Annotated in this window: 23 protein-coding genes; 18 read left to right on the top strand and 5 right to left on the bottom strand. The window is 68.7% G+C overall.

Annotated elements, in window-relative coordinates; all coding sequences use genetic code 11:
* Position 1: 1 nt before the first annotated feature.
* The 6 genes from ACQPYZ_RS23090 (at position 2) to ACQPYZ_RS23065 (ending at position 3,465) form a co-directional block, all read left to right on the top strand.
* Complete coding sequence (locus ACQPYZ_RS23090) at positions 2 to 265, top strand: hypothetical protein (protein WP_433159618.1); 264 nt, start codon at positions 2 to 4, stop codon at positions 263 to 265.
* Complete coding sequence (locus ACQPYZ_RS23085) at positions 266 to 1,552, top strand: hypothetical protein (RefSeq protein ID WP_433159615.1); 1,287 nt, start codon at positions 266 to 268, stop codon at positions 1,550 to 1,552.
* Entirely contained in the window at positions 1,552 to 2,028 is a 477-nt protein-coding gene (locus ACQPYZ_RS23080; protein WP_433159613.1) for a hypothetical protein, read from the top strand. The genes ACQPYZ_RS23085 and ACQPYZ_RS23080 overlap by 1 nt, the downstream gene beginning before the upstream one ends.
* Positions 2,028 to 2,501 (top strand): hypothetical protein, encoded by a 474-nt coding sequence (locus tag ACQPYZ_RS23075; RefSeq protein ID WP_433159611.1) that lies wholly within the window; start codon positions 2,028 to 2,030, stop codon positions 2,499 to 2,501. The genes ACQPYZ_RS23080 and ACQPYZ_RS23075 overlap by 1 nt, the downstream gene beginning before the upstream one ends.
* A 350-nt stretch (positions 2,502 to 2,851) precedes the next feature.
* Positions 2,852 to 3,073 (top strand): hypothetical protein, encoded by a 222-nt coding sequence (locus ACQPYZ_RS23070; RefSeq protein WP_433159608.1) that lies wholly within the window; start codon positions 2,852 to 2,854, stop codon positions 3,071 to 3,073.
* Positions 3,070 to 3,465 (top strand): hypothetical protein, encoded by a 396-nt coding sequence (locus ACQPYZ_RS23065; protein WP_433159606.1) that lies wholly within the window; start codon positions 3,070 to 3,072, stop codon positions 3,463 to 3,465. Before ACQPYZ_RS23070 ends, ACQPYZ_RS23065 begins: the two co-directional genes overlap by 4 nt.
* Positions 3,466 to 3,585: 120 nt before the next feature.
* On the opposite strand, the gene ACQPYZ_RS23060 is transcribed toward ACQPYZ_RS23065, so the two are convergent.
* Entirely contained in the window at positions 3,586 to 3,894 is a 309-nt protein-coding gene (locus ACQPYZ_RS23060; protein WP_433159604.1) for a hypothetical protein, read from the bottom strand.
* A 147-nt stretch (positions 3,895 to 4,041) separates the two neighbouring features.
* Between ACQPYZ_RS23060 and ACQPYZ_RS23055 the strand changes: the two genes are divergently transcribed.
* Positions 4,042 to 5,031, top strand: a complete 990-nt coding sequence (locus ACQPYZ_RS23055; RefSeq protein ID WP_433159601.1) for an oxidoreductase — start codon at positions 4,042 to 4,044, stop codon at positions 5,029 to 5,031.
* A gap of 11 nt (positions 5,032 to 5,042) precedes the next feature.
* Complete coding sequence (locus ACQPYZ_RS23050) at positions 5,043 to 5,534, top strand: metallophosphoesterase family protein (RefSeq protein ID WP_433159599.1); 492 nt, start codon at positions 5,043 to 5,045, stop codon at positions 5,532 to 5,534.
* A 123-nt stretch (positions 5,535 to 5,657) separates the two neighbouring features.
* On the opposite strand, the gene ACQPYZ_RS23045 is transcribed toward ACQPYZ_RS23050, so the two are convergent.
* The gene (locus tag ACQPYZ_RS23045) at positions 5,658 to 5,813 is read right to left on the bottom strand and encodes a hypothetical protein (protein WP_165546543.1); all 156 of its coding nucleotides are present in this window, start codon (positions 5,811 to 5,813) and stop codon (positions 5,658 to 5,660) included.
* Between the two features lie 150 nt (positions 5,814 to 5,963).
* On the opposite strand from ACQPYZ_RS23045, the gene ACQPYZ_RS23040 reads away from it, so the two are divergent.
* From ACQPYZ_RS23040 to pyrE, 3 genes are all read left to right on the top strand, one after another.
* Positions 5,964 to 6,464 (top strand): hypothetical protein, encoded by a 501-nt coding sequence (locus ACQPYZ_RS23040; RefSeq protein ID WP_433159596.1) that lies wholly within the window; start codon positions 5,964 to 5,966, stop codon positions 6,462 to 6,464.
* A 64-nt stretch (positions 6,465 to 6,528) separates the two neighbouring features.
* Positions 6,529 to 7,770 carry an exonuclease domain-containing protein gene (locus tag ACQPYZ_RS23035; RefSeq protein WP_433159594.1) on the top strand — a complete coding sequence of 414 codons (1,242 nt, stop codon included), beginning with the start codon at positions 6,529 to 6,531 and terminating at the stop codon, positions 7,768 to 7,770.
* Between the two features lie 79 nt (positions 7,771 to 7,849).
* The gene (gene pyrE / locus ACQPYZ_RS23030; protein ID WP_433159591.1) at positions 7,850 to 8,380 is read left to right on the top strand and encodes an orotate phosphoribosyltransferase; all 531 of its coding nucleotides are present in this window, start codon (positions 7,850 to 7,852) and stop codon (positions 8,378 to 8,380) included.
* A gap of 25 nt (positions 8,381 to 8,405) precedes the next feature.
* On the opposite strand, the gene ACQPYZ_RS23025 is transcribed toward pyrE, so the two are convergent.
* Positions 8,406 to 8,666, bottom strand: a complete 261-nt coding sequence (locus ACQPYZ_RS23025) for a hypothetical protein (RefSeq protein WP_433159588.1) — start codon at positions 8,664 to 8,666, stop codon at positions 8,406 to 8,408.
* A gap of 74 nt (positions 8,667 to 8,740) precedes the next feature.
* Positions 8,741 to 9,229: an FBP domain-containing protein gene (locus tag ACQPYZ_RS23020; protein WP_433159586.1), complete on the bottom strand. Its 489-nt coding sequence runs from the start codon at positions 9,227 to 9,229 to the stop codon at positions 8,741 to 8,743.
* A 198-nt stretch (positions 9,230 to 9,427) separates the two neighbouring features.
* Between ACQPYZ_RS23020 and ACQPYZ_RS23015 the strand changes: the two genes are divergently transcribed.
* Together ACQPYZ_RS23015 and ACQPYZ_RS23010 are read left to right on the top strand one after the other, a co-directional pair.
* Positions 9,428 to 9,979 (top strand): YceI family protein, encoded by a 552-nt coding sequence (locus ACQPYZ_RS23015; protein WP_433159583.1) that lies wholly within the window; start codon positions 9,428 to 9,430, stop codon positions 9,977 to 9,979.
* 212 nt (positions 9,980 to 10,191) lie between these two features.
* Positions 10,192 to 10,695: a hypothetical protein gene (locus tag ACQPYZ_RS23010; RefSeq protein ID WP_433159580.1), complete on the top strand. Its 504-nt coding sequence runs from the start codon at positions 10,192 to 10,194 to the stop codon at positions 10,693 to 10,695.
* A gap of 323 nt (positions 10,696 to 11,018) precedes the next feature.
* Here ACQPYZ_RS23010 and ACQPYZ_RS23005 read toward each other — a convergent pair whose 3' ends face one another.
* A complete protein-coding gene (locus ACQPYZ_RS23005; RefSeq protein ID WP_433159577.1) occupies positions 11,019 to 11,564 on the bottom strand; it encodes a hypothetical protein in 546 nt (181 codons plus the stop codon).
* 509 nt (positions 11,565 to 12,073) lie between these two features.
* Here ACQPYZ_RS23005 and ACQPYZ_RS23000 point away from each other — a divergent pair.
* From ACQPYZ_RS23000 to ACQPYZ_RS22980, 5 genes are read left to right on the top strand one after another with little or no spacing between them, the layout of a single operon-like run.
* On the top strand, positions 12,074 to 12,334 hold the full coding sequence (locus ACQPYZ_RS23000; protein ID WP_433159575.1) for a hypothetical protein: 261 nt from the start codon (positions 12,074 to 12,076) through the stop codon (positions 12,332 to 12,334).
* Between the two features lie 25 nt (positions 12,335 to 12,359).
* Positions 12,360 to 13,673: a histidine kinase gene (locus ACQPYZ_RS22995; RefSeq protein ID WP_433159572.1), complete on the top strand. Its 1,314-nt coding sequence runs from the start codon at positions 12,360 to 12,362 to the stop codon at positions 13,671 to 13,673.
* Positions 13,648 to 14,313 carry a response regulator gene (locus tag ACQPYZ_RS22990; protein WP_433159569.1) on the top strand — a complete coding sequence of 222 codons (666 nt, stop codon included), beginning with the start codon at positions 13,648 to 13,650 and terminating at the stop codon, positions 14,311 to 14,313. Before ACQPYZ_RS22995 ends, ACQPYZ_RS22990 begins: the two co-directional genes overlap by 26 nt.
* A 10-nt stretch (positions 14,314 to 14,323) precedes the next feature.
* Entirely contained in the window at positions 14,324 to 14,683 is a 360-nt protein-coding gene (locus ACQPYZ_RS22985) for an MmcQ/YjbR family DNA-binding protein (RefSeq protein ID WP_433159567.1), read from the top strand.
* Positions 14,683 to 15,729 (top strand): DUF2332 domain-containing protein, encoded by a 1,047-nt coding sequence (locus ACQPYZ_RS22980; protein WP_433159564.1) that lies wholly within the window; start codon positions 14,683 to 14,685, stop codon positions 15,727 to 15,729. The genes ACQPYZ_RS22985 and ACQPYZ_RS22980 overlap by 1 nt, the downstream gene beginning before the upstream one ends.
* Positions 15,730 to 15,734: the final 5 nt, after the last annotated feature.

Genomic DNA, 15,734 nt, shown 5'->3' with positions numbered 1-15,734 from the left:
CATGGTGTCCGATGTACAGCGGCTCAAAGAACAGCTGCACCAGGTCTCGATGGAGGCCAAGCAGGCGGCCGGCGGCCTGGCCGGGTTCAAGCTGCGCTTCACCCAGCACAGCCAGCAGGTGGAGAGCCTGATCGCCGGTACGGCGACCGGCGTCGACCGGGACATCTCGGAGATCCTGGACGCGGCCGGCAAGGCCGTCGAGCAAGCCGCCGAGGCCCTGGAGATCGCCTCGGCCGGATGCAAGAGCTACGCCGACCAGATCTAGATGGTCTCCGACCTGCAGCGGGTCGCGCGCGGTCTGGTCGACTGCCTCGACGAGGTGCCGCAGGTGGTCCAGCACCTGCAGCGCACCGCGGACCGCTGCCGCGAGAACGCCCAGGTCGCCCTGATGGCGTCCCACGGCCGGGCAACGGTCGCCGCCCAGCAACTCGACGCGGCCGCCCGCGCCTGCGAAGCCGCCGCCCACTACCTGTCCCTGGCACCGCCGAAGGCCCGGGCCTGGGCGGAGCGCCTCGTCGGCTCACCCCGTACGACGGACCGTCCGTCAAGCGACTCCGCCGACCGCAACAAGGCGACCGGCGGAACCGGCGACGTCGCCGAACGCGACCTCCGCGGCCGCACCAAACGCCTCACCGCCCGCTACGACGACGTCGACCTCCCCGAGGACGACGATGACGAACCACCTCTGATCACGGTCGCCCGCAAAGCCTTCGAGAAGTTCCGCAAGGACCACGAGAAGGACGAAGAACCTCGCGACGACCCGATCGAGCTGGAGATCACCGTCACCGAAACCGGCGACCTCGTCATCGAAGAAGAATCCGACAAGGACCTCAAAGCCCGTGAACACCACGAACACCAAGCCACCGCCGACCACGCCATCGAAGTAGACCTGACCGACCAGCTCCAACGCCTCCTGGCAGCAATGTCGGACTCAACCGACGCCCCCTGGGACCACGCCCACCTAACCATCACCCCCACCCACATAGAAGCCACCTTCAACTACCCCGACGAGGCTCCCACCCCAATCACGGTAGACATCAACCTCCCGCCCCTCCCACCCGCCGCCGTCCTAAAACGCAACTCCCGAGAAGCCCCCACCGCCTTCGACCCAGCCTTCGACAACCGCCCCCTCGGCCCCGACTTCACCCCCGGCGTCCACGACCCCCTGGACTCGTTCGTACCGAAGGAGCGGGCGATCGCCGACCGGCTCGCCGAGGAAGGATGGCGAGTCGACGCCCTGATTGCGGACCACACCGAGGACGGTCTGAAGAATCCGGACGTCATGGTGAGGAAGAGTCGTCATGGCGAGGGAGTCGTCGTCGAGTTCAAGACCCCAGAAAGCGGTACGTCGAACGCAGTGAAGCGGCTGATGCACGAGGCCAGTGAGCAGGCGGACGAGATCGTGATCGACGGTCGCCCGCCCGGTGTGTCTGAGGAAGTAGCGTGGCGGTCGTTCCGCCGGGCGTGCGGTCAGCCAGGCAAACCTCTTGCGGCTGTGGTTCATGTCATTCTCGGTGACGGGCGATTCGTCACCTACAAGAAGGAGCAGTGATGTCCACCAGCGACAGCATCTTCATGGCCACGGGCAAGTCGCTCGACAAGACGGCCGAGTGGCTGGCGGGCGCCCTTGCTCTGGAGCGGATCGATGATCCGGAGCTGAAGGAGGGGCAGCACTTCTTTCGGGGGCGGGCGCGAACTGTTGAGGGGAAGGTTCAGCTCGTGGTGGGGGCGAACATCTATGGGGAGGCTGAACCGGAGCCGGAGGACGTGTCGGCGATTGACAAGTACGACGCGGTGGTCGACGTACGCCTGGTTGGGATCAGGGAGGAAGAGGCACAGGCGCGGGAGGCGCGTGCGGTCTTTGATGAGTTGGCCGCGACGCAGCCGGCGGTCGCGTTGGTCCTCAGCCACGCGATGTCGTGGATCGTGGCGTCGTACCTCCCTGGCGCTGGAGTGCACACGTTCCCCGCACGCACCTCCCTCGACGCGCCCGACCTCGACAGCTGGCGTGCCTGGGTCGTGCGGTGATGTCGACTACCGATGAGGTCTTCGTAGCTGCGGGTGAGTCGTTGGAGGAGACGGTTGGTTGGGTGGGGCGGGCGTTGCGGTTGGAGGGGGTGGGGGACCCGGAGTTGGGTGCGGAGGAGTTTCTCTTTCGTGGGAAGGCGCGTACGGCGGGCGGCGATCTGGTGATCGTGGTCGAGCCGAATACTTACAGCGAGCCTGATCCGGAGCCGGACGATGTCTCGGCGATTGATCGGTACGCGGTTGTGGTCGAGGTTCGGCTTGTTGGGGCGAGGGACGAGGAGGCGCAGGCTCGAGAAGCGCGTGCCGTCTTCGACGAGTTGTCCGCGGATCGTCCCGAGGTCGCGCTCGTCCTCAGCCACGCCCTGTCCTTGCTGAAGGCGGCGTACCTGCCGGGGGTCGGTGCTCGCACCTTCCCGGCTGGTACGACGTTGGATGCGCCTGATGTGGACGCGTGGCGGGCTTGGGTTCGTTAGCGGGTGGGTGGAGCGTCGGGGTGGTTCGGGTGGTGACTGAGTAGCGGTCGGTTGTGGGGTCGATGACGAGGTCCGTGCGGAGGCCCTTGGACTCGCGGGATACGGCGCGGCCGGTGGTGCCGTCGAGGAGGTCGCGGACGGCCTAGTAGAGCGCGACGCGGAGGTCGCGCGGGGCGATGCCGGAGGACAGGGTCCCGAAAAGTTCTGCGGGAATCGCGTCATGAAGCGTTGTGGGCTCCGTCACTACGAGTGAACCCATCCCCACAGGGAAGTGGAAGTGATCGGTGTGAAACGTCGTTCGTTGTCGCTGCTGATGGGAACGCCCCGGCCGGCTAGGCGGGTGCATTGAGATGTCCGACCCTGTTCCTCAACGTCGCCGCGTACGGGTGTGGTTCGGGGACCACGTCGTCGCGGACTACCGGGCGGAGGCCGAGGTGGCCGAGCGCTACGCCGCCGCCATGTCGCGCCGGTTCGCCGGCCTGCGCGTGACCAGTGATCCGGTCCCCGACACCGACCCCGGCCCGGACCGTGCGCTGCCGGGCGAACGGCTCTGGGAGGTAGCCCCGAAATGACGTCTCGTCGCTTCCGGCTGATCCGCCATCATGACGTCTCCGGTGTGAGCGGCACCGGGCCCGTCGCCGAGGGCGTCCAGTTCACCGACGGCGCGGTCGCGCTCCGCTGGTACGGCGACTATCCGACGACCACGGTCTGGGACGGCATCGAGTCCGTCGTCGCGATCCACGGCCACGGCGGCGCCACCGTCGTCGAGTGGATCGACGAGGAGCAGGGCCCCGATCCCGATCTGAAACTGCCACCTCGCGAGACCCTCCCGCCGAGACCTTGGCCGGATCTGCACTCCGCCCCCGAGCCACAGGACCCCGACCCACTGCACCAGGAGCGCGGCGGCGGTTCGTCCGGCGGTCCGCCACCGAGCGGCTGGTCGTCGTACCGGGTGTTCCGCTGAGCCGGACCGGGTCCGGCGCCGCGGACCCGGTCCCAAGCATCCGCTGCGATCCACCGCGCCCCAGGCATGACTCGGACCCAGCCGGACTCGCGGTAGCGGCTGGGCCCGAGGGTCTGTCGGTCAGCTGAAGTCCTCGCTGTGCACCACGTCGAGGTTGTAGAACGTCGGCTCCCCGTCGCACAGCTCCATCAGTTTCGCCGCGTACTCACTCGTGTCGGCGCGGTTCGAGTTCTCCATCGCCTCTTCGTAGGACGCGAACTCGACGACGGCGAAGTACCGCCCCGGCTGGTCTCGGTCGGCGCCGGTGAGCTCACGTGTCGGCGACGGCCCGTCACCCGCCGCCATCCTGCTCTTGGTGAATTCCTCGCTGAGCGCCGCCACCTCGTCCGGTTTGGACGTGCGGTACTCGATGATCTGTACGAAAGCCATTGTTCCCCCTGTGCCCACGGCCCCCACTCGCGGTTGCCTTCTGCTTCGAGGCTGCTCCTGGATCCGCAGAACCGCAAGGGGTTTCCGCCTTCTGCCGTCAGCAGACCGGCTGGGGTTTTGTCGGTGGGCCCTGATTGGCTTGCGGGCATGGAGATTCTGGTGCTGGGCGGGACCGCGTGGCTGGGCCGCGAGATCGCGACGCAGGCGCTCGCGCGGGGGTATGCGGTGACCTGCGTGGCCCGCGGCGAGAGCGGTGACGTGGCAGCCGGCGCGACGCTGGTTGCGGCCGATCGCAGCCGCCCGGACGCGTACGACGTTGTCCCCGATCGGGACTGGGACGCGGTATTCGAGGTGTCGTGGCAGCCGGGGTTCGTCCGCGGCGCGCTAGCCGCGTTCGGTCCGAAGGCCAAGCACTGGACGTACATTTCGTCGAACAACGCCTACGAGAAGTACGACACGCCAGGGGCCGACGAGTCCGCCGTACTGCGGACGCCGACCGAGCTCGACGTGGTCGACCGGGAGCAGTACGGCGAGGCCAAGGTCGCCTGCGAGCTCGCGTCGATCGACGCCGTCGGGGACCGGCTGGTGATCGCGCGCGCCGGGCTGATCGGAGGCCCGGGAGACCGCAGCGACCGCGCCGGCGCGTGGGTGGCGCGGGCTGCCCGAGCGCCGGAGGATCCGCTGCTCGTGCCCGACACTCCGGAGCTGGATACGTCGGTGATCGATGTCCGGGATCTCGCGTCGTGGTTGCTGGACAACGCCACCGAGGGACGGACCGGGACGTTCGACACGTTCGGTCCGGTCGTGCCGTTCGGGGAGTGGATCGAGTTGGCGCGCGAGGTCGGCGGACACACGGGGCCCGTGGTGCTTGCGCCGAAGGAGTGGCTGGAGGAGCGGAAGGTCGAGCAGTACATGGGCCCGGAGTCGCTCGCCATGTGGCTGACCGAGCCCGGGTACGAGGGCTGGTCGAGCCGGAGCGGTGCCGCGGCGCGGGCGGCCGGGCTGACGCATCGGCCCCGGCGGGAGTTCCTGGAGGACACGCTGGCGTGGGAGCTTGAGCTCGGGCTTGATCGCGAGCGGAAGGCTGGTCTGAGCCCGGCGAAGGAGAAGGAGTTGATCGAGGCACTGAAGGCGTAGAGAGTGGGCGCATGCGCCTGGTGCTGATCTCGGACACCCATCTGCCGGTCCGTGCGAAGAAATTGCCTGACCAGGTGTGGGACGCGATCGACCAGGCCGATGTGGTGATCCATGCCGGCGACTGGGTCAGTGTGGCGCTGCTGGACGAGTTGGAAGCTCGTGCGGCCCGATTGATCGGGTGCTGGGGCAACAACGACGGGCCGGAGTTGCGTGCCCGGCTGCCCGAAGTCGCCCGGGTGACGCTCGACGGGGTGTCGCTCGCCGTCGTGCACGAGACCGGGTCCGCCAAGGGACGCGAGGAGCGGTGCGAGAAGGCGTACCCGGGGGTGGACGTGCTGGTGTTCGGCCACAGCCACATCCCGTGGGACACGACCAACGCGGGCGGTCTGCGCCTGCTGAATCCGGGCTCGCCGACCGATCGCCGCCGCCAGCCGTTCTGCACCTACCAGACCGCGACGATCACGTCCGGCCGCCTGGAAAAGGTTGCTCTTCACAACCTTTGAGGCGCGCTAGGGCGTTCCTGCCTCGTGCAAGGGACGACAACGGCCGGGCGTGCGGTGGTGTCCGCCGTACCACCGAGTTACGGCGTACCACCCACGCCCGGCCGCTGGATGCCGGACCGGGGTCTAGGCGTTCGCTGCTTCCTTGACCCGGGTCTTGAGACGGTCGCGTACCTCTTCCGGCGTGTACGCGCGGCGCTTCCGCTCGCCCCGCGCGATCACCACGCCCGTCGCGGCCACGCCGACGAGCCCCGCAAGTCCTACGACCTTCCATACCTTCATGGCGACTAACCTAGCGACGTGGAGAGCCGGATTTCGCTGGATGACGCTACGGAACTGACACGAACAGGTGACATTTGGCTGTTCCGCGGTGGAAGCGCGGCCGACCGGGCCATTCAGCTGACCACGAACAGCCCCGTCAACCACGTCGGGATGGCGGTCGTCATCGAAGATTTGCCGCCGCTGATGTGGCACGCCGAGCTCGGCCGGTCCCTGCCGGACATGTGGACCGGTACGCATCACCGCGGTGTGCAGCTGCACGACCTGCGGGACGCGGTGCTCGTCTGGGCGCGGAAGTACGGTCAACGGGCCTGGTTGCGTCAGCTGGACCATCCCGTGACGCGGGAGCTGGAGAACGCCGCACTGCGCACGATCGCGCGCCTGGACGGTACGCCGTTCCCGTCGACGGCCCGGCTGGCGTCACGGTGGGCCCGTGGCCGGATCCCGGCGTTCCGGCGCGGATCGCGGGAGCTCGAGCTCGAGTCGGCGTACTGCGCCGAGGTGGTGGCGGTGACGTACGAGGAGATGGGCCTGCTGCACGGCCGGTCGCCGAACTGGTACGACCCGGGGCGGTTCTGGAGCGGTGACGACCTCCAGCTGTCGCACGGGGCCCGGTTGGGCGAGGAGATCGCGGTCGACGTTCCGGCCGAATAAAACTGTCGGCGGTGTGTGATTGGGTTGTTCCGGGTCGGTCACCGAGCCGGAGGAGGCGCCGAGGATGTACGCCGTCATCGACACCGAGACGACCGGTTTGCTGCCGAGCCATCGGCACCGGGTGATCGAGATCGCCGTGGTGCTGCTGGACGCGCGCGGACAGGTGGAGCACGAGTGGGTGACGTTGCTCAATCCCCAACGCGACCTGGGCCCGCAGCACATCCACGGGATCCTGACCGCCGACGTGCTGGCCGCGCCCGAGTTCGGTGACGCCGCGCGTGAGCTCGGTGGGTTGCTCGCGGGGCGGATGGTTGTCGGGCACAACGTCGAGTTCGACCTGGGGTTCCTGCGCGCCGAGTTCGGCCGGCTCGGGTACGCCGTGCCCCTGATCACCGAGCGGTCGATGTGCACGATGGCGCTGGCCGGTTATCTGTATCCGGGAGCCAAACGGACGCTCGGCGCGTGTTGTGCGGCGGCCGGGATCTCGATCGAGGGCTGGCACTCGGCGCTGGCGGACACCCGGGCGACGGCGCAGCTGTTCGCCCAGTATTTACAGGCCTTTCCGTCACCGCCGCCTTGGCAATGGGCCTACGAGGAGGTGCGGCGGCTGCCGTGGCCCGCCCTGCCGGCGGGTGAGTTCACGCCGACGGTGCGGCCTGTGCACGCGGGTGGCCGGCACGGGTGGATGAGCCGGATCGTCGATCAGTTGCCGCGGGTTCCCGAGCCGCCGCAGGCCGACTCGTACCTGGCTCTGCTCGACGGGATCCTCGCGAACCGCGAGATCACCGCGGCCGACGCCGACCAACTCGTCCAGGTGGCGACCGAGCTCGGGCTGACCCGGTCCCAGGTCCAGGACCTGCATCGGTACTACGTGTCCTCGTTGGCCGAGGCCTCCTGGAGCGATGGTGAGATCACGGCCGATCAGCGCAGCGATCTCGACCAGGTCGCGGTGATGCTCGGGCATCGTGTGTCCGACGTGGACAACGCTCTGCTGCGGGCGAGCTCCGGGCGGTACGTCGTACCGGCGCGGCCGGGGGCCCAAGGGTTTCCACCGGGGAGCACGCTGGTGTTCACCGGAGACATGGTCGAGCCGCGCGAGGTGTGGTGGGACCGGGCCGTTGCCGCTGGGTTCGTACCTCAGGAGGCCGTCCGGCCTGACACCACGTTCGTCGTTGCGGCCGATGTCGACAGTCTGTCCGTCAAGGCTCGAGCTGCTCGTTACTTCGACATCCCGATCATCTCGGCCGAGGACTTCCGGCGGCTGCTTCCGGTGCCGGACCACCCGAGCCAACGCCAGGCGGGGTGATTCGAGGAAACGTTTGAACCTGGGGTCGTGCATGGTGAGAAGGCGAAGGGCCTGCGTCGGTAGGGTGCGGGCGTGGAGATTGCGGAGCTGGGGAGGCGGGGTCTACGCGACCGCGCACCTGACCGGGGAGTTCGTCCTGCGGTCGGGGCAGGTGGCGGCGGAGTACTTCGACAAGTACAGGTTCGAGGCGGATCCGCTGTTGCTGGATGCGATCGCGGCGGCGATGGTGCCGTTGGTGCAGGCGGAGACCGAGGTGCTGGCGGGGTTGGAGCTCGGCGGGATCCCGGTGGTGACCGCACTCGGGCGCCGTACCGGGTTGCCGTGTGCGTTCGTCCGGAAGCAGGCCAAGCCGTACGGGACGCGGCGGCTCGCCGAAGGCGCGCAGACGGCCGGCCGGCGCGTGACCGTGGTCGAGGACGTGATCACGACCGGAGGTCAGGTCGTCCTGTCCACCGAGCAACTGCGGGCTCAGGGCGCGCAGATCACCGACGTCCTGTGCGTCATCAACCGCAACCAGGGCACACCCGAATCGCTCACCGACGCAGGTCTAACCCTCCAGGCCCTCTTCACCGCTGAGGACCTGGCACAGTACGCGACGACGGCTTCCTGACGGAGGCCGTTGGTGGGTCGCGCAGCTACTCCGGCTCGGGAACGGTCTCGCGTTCGATCTCGAAGCGGAGCTGTTTGCCGGAGCGGATGCGCTCGATGGCCGCCAGACAGGCCGCTTCGCTCATGCTGACGCCGATCTCACCGAGCTTGTGGCGCAGTACCAGGGCGGCGTCCTCGGCGGAGCGTGCGCTGGACTCGTTGATGGCCTCGATGGTCGTGGCGGTGAGCTTCTCGCGGATGTCCGGATGTACCTCGTGGATCTCGTGCGTGATTCTGAACTCCGTCATCGCGACTCGCGCTCCCTTCGCCCGTGTGGACTGCCGCTGACTCCAGCGTAGTTCCAGGTACCCACTCCGGACGCTCATCCGAGGACGCGATTTACGAATCCTTCAAGTCGGGCGTTCAGCCGCTCGGCCCGGACCTCGGGTGCCGAGGTCTCGCCCTGCGGTACGTCGAGCTCGCGGAGGCCGCGCAGATAGAGCGAGCAGGCCAGGTCGGCGCAGATGTACAAGCCGACGGTGTTGCCGTCCCGGCCGGCCGAACCGGCGCGCCGGGCCGCGAACAACGCCACGTCGGTGACCTGGTGCGCGGTGTAGCACAGGTCGCACAGCCCGGTCCCGCGCCGCGGCTTCACGGTCGCCTGGGTGTTCAGCGCGATTCCGGTGACACCCGTGTCGCGGCGGACGACGAGGTAGGCGCGGTTGGGCGCCTTCGGATCACGCCAGCCGAGGTAGTCCAGCGACTCCCAGGGGAGCTCGGGGAATCCCCGGGGCAGCGTCATGGCCTTGACCAGGCTCTTGGACGAGTTGACGAACGAGCGCCTGATCTCCTCGACGCTGAGCGGTTGCACGACGGTCCTCCGATCCTTCGACCACACATCACACCCGCCCGGCCGCCGTACCCGCAACCGAAATACGTCCGTTGCTGATGGCAACTGCCGGGGCGTCGTCCTGACAGGCGGACACCCGGAGTGGACATTCGGGCGCTTTAGGTGAAAAGTGGACTATGCAAACTTCAACTATGCGATTCTCTGGAGGTAGCAGTCCACATGGCCAGCGAGTACGCCGCTCTGAGCGGTGACTACACGATCGACACCGCGCACAGCCGGGTCGGGTTCGTCGCCCGGCACGCGATGGTGACGAAGGTGCGGGGGTCCTTCAACGAGTTCGAGGGGACCATCCACCTCGACGGGGAGAACCCGGCGAACTCGTCCGGGCGGGTGACCATCCAGGCCAAGAGCATCGACACGCGCAACGGTCAGCGGGACGACCATCTGCGCAGCAACGACTTCCTCGACATGGACAACCACGCCGAGATCACGTTCGTGTCCACCGCGATCAAGCAGGACGACGACGCGGAGTTCACCGTGGTCGGCGACCTGACGGTGCGCGGCGTGACGAAGTCGGTCGAGATCCCGTTCGAGTTCACCGGCTCGGCGACGGACCCGTACGGGAACCAGCGGGTCGGGCTCGAGGGTTCGGTCGTGATCAACCGCAAGGACTACGGCGTGAACTGGAACGCTGCCCTGGAGACCGGCGGCGTCCTGGTGAGCGAGAAGGTCACCCTCGAGATCGAGGTCTCCGCCATCAAGAACAGCTGACAGACTCCCACGCAGCCCGTGGGTGACTCCGGTCGCCTGCGGGCTGCTTGCTGTCCGGCCCATGGGCGTGCGGACCTCGCGAACGGGGTTAGTTCCGGTGGACCTGGTTGCGGTTTGTGGAGGTGGGATCACGATCGGGGTGGGGGCGGTTGGGTGTGGCGGCGGGGTGGGGAGACTGGGGGTAAGTGCCGGCTAGGTCGAGGGGTCCGCCGATGATCGACACGAGGTTGGGGCGTTGGTTGGCGCCGCTGTTCGGGCGGCGGCGTACTGGACGGCGTACACCGGAGGCGTTCCGGCCGCGCGGGACGAGCTCGCGGGTGAGCCGGCTGGCGGCGCGGTACGACGCCGAGGTCGACGCGGCGCTGCAGCGGCTCTGGCCGAAGGCGCGGATCTACCACGACCGCGAGTTCACCCGGGACCGTGCCGACTACCTGCTGGTTGTGCGCGGGCGTGGCGTGATGATCGAGACGAAGGTGAAGAGCGACCCTGGCGTGTTCCGCGGCTCGACGTTGCCGCCGCTGCTCGAGCGGTTGCAGCGCGACGGTCGGCGGCTGGTCGTCGTACTGAACCAGGGGGATCCGACGCCGGCTCGGGAGTTGGTTGCCAGCAAGTTGGGCGACAAGGGGTGCGTTGTGGTCTGGTCGGGACCGGAGCACGACGACGAGCTTCGCGATGCGGTGGAGGCCATGTTGCGGCAGATGGTGCGCCACGCGTGAGGGGTACGCAGCAGCGCGGAGACCTGGTCCCTCCGCGCTGCTGCACCTTCCGGCCCGCGAGGTGTGCCCACAGGCAACGAGCCGGACGTCCAACGGGTAGAGCTGGTACGACGACCCGACGTGCAATCGAACGCGCTGGTGGTCAAGCCGAGTGAGCGTTCGCTGGGACGGGGTCCGCCACGCGTGGGGCGGGGTCGGGGTCAAGCGTGCGTGCCGGGGGTGGGCTGGGTTCGCACAAGGGGTTCGGCCGGGCACACGTCCGAGCGAGGGTTGGGCGGTGCGTGTGTACGCACGGCGGCCGCGGGTGGGTCAGCGGCGGTGGGTTAGCAGGCGTTGGGGGTGGTGGTGCCGCCGTCTACTACCCAGCGGCCTTGGAGTTGCTGGACGCGCATTTGGTCTAGCCAGCGGGTGGGGGTGGTGTTCGGGAGGACTGAGCGGCCGCGGGAGTTGACGGTGCGGGCGGCTGTGGTGTCATAGCACGCGCTGACGAGGACGCCGCTGGATGCGATCGTGCGTTTCGCCCACAGCACCTTGGTGGCGCCGACGTTGCGCAGCTTCTTCGTGCGGTAGTACTTCGCCTGCACGCTGATCGCGGTGAACAGGTTCGGCGTCATCACCGGTGCGAGTTGCCTCGTCTTCCGGCCGCCGCTGCGCATCATCGTGTCGAGGGCGACCCGGTAGTCGTAGTACGCGTCGACGACCGGGTCGGACCGGCCGGCGCTGCCGACCTGCTCGGTGAGCCCGTCCTTGGAGGCCTTCTTCGCCCCAGGCGTCGAGGCAGCGATGTCCGATGAGCCGTCGTTTCCGCACCCGGCGAGCATCAAGACCGGAATCAGCGTGGCGGTCACCACCAGGTTCCGAATGCGCATGTGGTCCGAACCTCCTGTCGGGCGCGGCGGGGCGCTCGCACCGTCGGGCACCCAGGTGTGCACTGAGCCGTGCACGCCGTCCGGCACTGACCGTGTAACGCTGTAACACGGACCATGGTCACTGTGAGCTGGATCACATCGCACCCCTACCGGCGTACGGGGTGCCGGTTCGCTCTCCGGCCGGATGTCCCGAGCACCGCTGGTTTCTAGCCTCGATCTCAGAAATCGAGACCTGAGGAGAGGCCATGACGGACACATTGCCCCGCGCATCCCGACCGCTATCCGGGCGCCGATCGCTCCCGGCCCGTCTGCTCCGGTCCATCCGGTACGACGTCCGCCTGCTGCCGCTCGGCGTCCGCATGATGGCCGACGCGATCACGGGCGACGGCGGTACGTCAGAGCAACCGGCCTCAGCTGAAGGTAGAGGAGGGGTGGGGAGGTTGTTTGGGGTTGGGTTGGTTAGTTCGGTGCTGGGGGTGGTGAGTTGGTTTCTGGTGGGGTTGCTGGTGATGGCTGTTGTGCGGGGGCCGTTCTTCGGGTTCGTGGTGGACGGGCCGTACGGTGCCGGGACTTGGGGTGGGCCGACCAAGGCTGGGGCTTGGGTCGTGCATGCGGGGCTCTCGGTGCCGATCGTGTTCGGGCTGGTGTTCGCGTTGCACGGCATCAGGTGGTTGCACGTTGGCCTGCATCGACGCTGGGTGCTTTTGGCAACTATCGCGGTGTGTGCGAGCGGGCTGTTGCTGATCTGGTCGTGGGTCCAGCAGTTGTGACTCCGGACCGACTAGGGTCGCGAACGTGACCGCAGACGAGTGGCCGCGCGGGCGGTGGGCCTGGGTCGCCGGCCTCGGGGTCGCTGCGCTCGAGGTCCTGACCGTGCTGGATCTGACCCAGCACTATCAGGTGGCGGTCGGGGCGGTCCTCGCGCTGGGTCTTGCCCGGGCGCTGAGCTTGGCGCTTGTGTGGCTGCATCCACGGGCCGCGCTCGTGGGATCCCTGCTCGTCACGGCGATCGCCGCCGCGGTGACCGTGCCGGTCGCGCCGAGTGAGCCGTGGCCGTGGGCGACCACGTCGGCGTTCGGTACGTCGTTCGTCCTGGCGATCGCCGGTGCGCGCGGACTGGGCCGGAACGAGTTGTTGCTGTGGTGGATCGCCATTCAGGTGCTCGGGCTGGTGGCGGTCGCCAGTGCACCTGAACGTGGTGGCTGGGGTGGCCTGTTCGTCATGGCGGTGCTGTCCGGCGTGGCTGGGGTGGTTGGTGAGTTGCTGCGGTCGCGGGGGGAGACGCGGCGGCGGCTGGCTCAGCAGGAGGGCATCAGCAAGGAGGAACGTGCCGAGCGCGAGCGGCTGCAGGAGCGGGCCCGGATCGCGCGGGAACTGCACGATGTTGTCGCGCACCACCTGTCCGTCGTGGTGGTCCGGGCGGACAGTGCGCCGCATCGGCTGGCGAGGCTGCCGGACGACGTACAGGACGAGTTTGCGGAGATCGCCGGCGCGGCGCGGGCGTCACTGGCCGAGATGCGGCGGGTCCTCCGCCTCCTCCGCGACCACCCCAGCAACCACCCCGCCGACCATCTAGGCGATCACCCGAGCAGCCACCCCGCCAACCACTCCAGCAGCCACCCAGCCAACCACCCAGGCGATCACCCCGGCGGGCACCTGGATGGGAGGTCGGAGGTGGGGGAGCTTGGGCCGGTGCCGGGGTTGGGGGAGTTGTCCGGGTTGGTGGCTAGCACGCGGCGGGCCGGGGTGGATGTGCGGCTCGACGAGGAGGTGCCGACCGGTCTCGACCCGGCGGTCGAGTTGACCGCGTACCGGGTCGTGCAGGAGGCCCTGAGCAATGCGGTGCGGCATGCGCCCAAGTCCGACGTACAGGTGACGGTACGGCGCGACCGCGACGAGCTCCTGGTGCGAGTACAGAACGGCCCGGCGCGGTCGGACGAGCCGTCGAGCCCGGGCAGTGGGCTCGGGTTGATGGGGATGCGGGAGCGGGTGGCACTCGTGGATGGGACGGTGAACACGGGACCGACCCCGGAAGGCGGTTATCTGGTGGAGGCGTCGATACCGCTGGGCGAGGAGGTGACGAGTGCCGATCCGGGTGCTGGTGGTTGACGACCAGGAGATGGTGCGGGCCGGGTTCAGCGCGCTGCTGAACGCGCAGCCCGATCTCGAGGTCGTCGGCCAGGCGGGCGACGGCGCCGAGGCGGTCGACCTCGCGGCGGAGCTGCGGCCGGACGTGATCCTGATGGACGTACGCATGCCTGTGCTGGACGGACTCGCGGCCACCCGCCGGATCGTCGCGGATGCTGCGCCGGAGACCTCACCTCGCGTTGTCATGCTCACCACGTTCGACCTGGACGACTACGTGTACGCCGCCCTGCGAGCCGGGGCGAGCGGGTTTCTGCTGAAGCACTCGACGCCGGACGAGTTGGCGAGTGCGGTCCGCGTGGTGGCGGCCGGTGATGCGTTGCTGGCCCCTTCGGTGACGCGTCGCCTGGTCGAGGACTTCGCGCGGGTGCAGCCGGTCGTGCCGATCGCTCCGGCCCGGCTGACGCCGCGTGAGACCGACGTACTGCGTCAGGTCGCGCGCGGACTGTCGAACCGGCAGATCGCGGCGGAGCTCGTGTTGGCGGAGCAGACTGTGAAGTCGCATGTGAGCAGCATCCTGTCCAAGCTGGACCTGCGGGACCGCGCTCAGGCCGTGGTCTTCGCGTACGAAGCCGGTGTGGTGACGCCGGGACCACGTGGTTGAGGGAGGACACATGGAGTCGCTGGAACGGCTGCGAGCACTCTGTCTGGCACTGCCGGAGACGACGGAGCGGCTGAGCCACGGCGAACCGACGTGGTTCGTGCGGGACAAGAAGGTGTTCGTGATGTTCGCGAACCAGCACCACGACGACCGGGTCGGGTTGTGGTGCGCGGCGCCGCCGGGGGTGCAGGAGTCGTTGGTGGAGGAGGATCCCGAGCACTTCTACCGGCCGCCGTACGTCGGTCATCGCGGGTGGCTCGGGGTGTACCTGGACGTGGACGAGGTCGACTGGGAGCACCTGGAGGATCTGGTCGAGGGCGCGTACCGGCAGATCGCTCCGAAGACGTTGATCGCCAAGCTGGACGCCTCGTAGTGGCCGGTCGGCCGGCGGAGGTCTACCGACGCTTCGGTGAGGGGGACGCCGCGAAGGCCTCGCCGCTGTACGCGCGGATCGCGGTGGCGGTGAGCGAGTCGGACGAGGCACTCCGTGCGATCGAGCAGGCACCGGCCCGCAAGCGGCAGCCGGCGCTCATCCTCGCCGCCCTCCATGACCTCGCCCTCTCCGGCCAGTCACCCGCACTAGCCGCGGCCTACGCCGCGGGCGGTGATGACGCGGTGGGGGTAGCTGTCGAGACGTTGGTTCGGTCGGCCGACGACGTGGCGGGAATTGCTGGGCGGCGGGTGGTGCGGGGCAACGAGGGTGGGCGAGGAGCCGTGCTGTACCCGGCGGTCGCTCAGGTGGCCGACGGGAGGGCGGTCGGGTTGATCGACGTGGGGTGTTCGGCCGGGTTGAATCTGACGGTTGATCGGGTCGGGATCGCCTACAGCAACGGGCAGTACCTGGGCGACGAGACGTCCCCTGTGCAGTTGACCTGTTCGGTCGTCGGCGACCGTGCACTCCCGACGCGGGCGATGCCCGAGGTAGTGACGCGGATCGGTGTCGACGTGGATCCGGTCGACGTGACCGACCCGGAGGAGTCGCGCTGGCTGCGCGCCTGCGTGCCACCGGACCAGCCGGAGAAGCTCGCGCGGCTCGAAGCGGAGCTGGCGTTGGCGACCTCGGCACCGCCTGAGTTGGTCCAGGGCGACGTCGTCGAGATGCTGCCCGAGGCCTTGAGTCGGGTGCCCAAGGATGCCCTGCCTGTCGTCACCACTACGTGGGCGCTGTCGCGGTTGTCGATCGAGGAACGGCTGCGGTTCCTGCACCGCCTCGACGAAGCGGCCACCGACCGGCCCGTCGCCTGGGTGTCCGTCGAGGGTGTCGGCGTTGCGCCGGCCGTCCCGACGCTGGGCGATCGCCGCGCGTCTGGCCACAGCATCATCGGACTGGCGGTTTTCGAGGCCTCGACGCTGCGGACCGAGGCCGTCGGCCGCTGCTGGTCGCAAGGCCGCCTGATGGCCTGGCTGGCCGATTCCTGAAGACT

It is taken from the genome of Kribbella sp. CA-247076 (assembly GCF_050942445.1).
Lineage (GTDB): Bacteria > Actinomycetota > Actinomycetes > Propionibacteriales > Kribbellaceae > Kribbella.
Note: the sequence above shows the minus strand (reverse complement) of the source record. Positions and strands in the feature narration are given on the sequence as shown.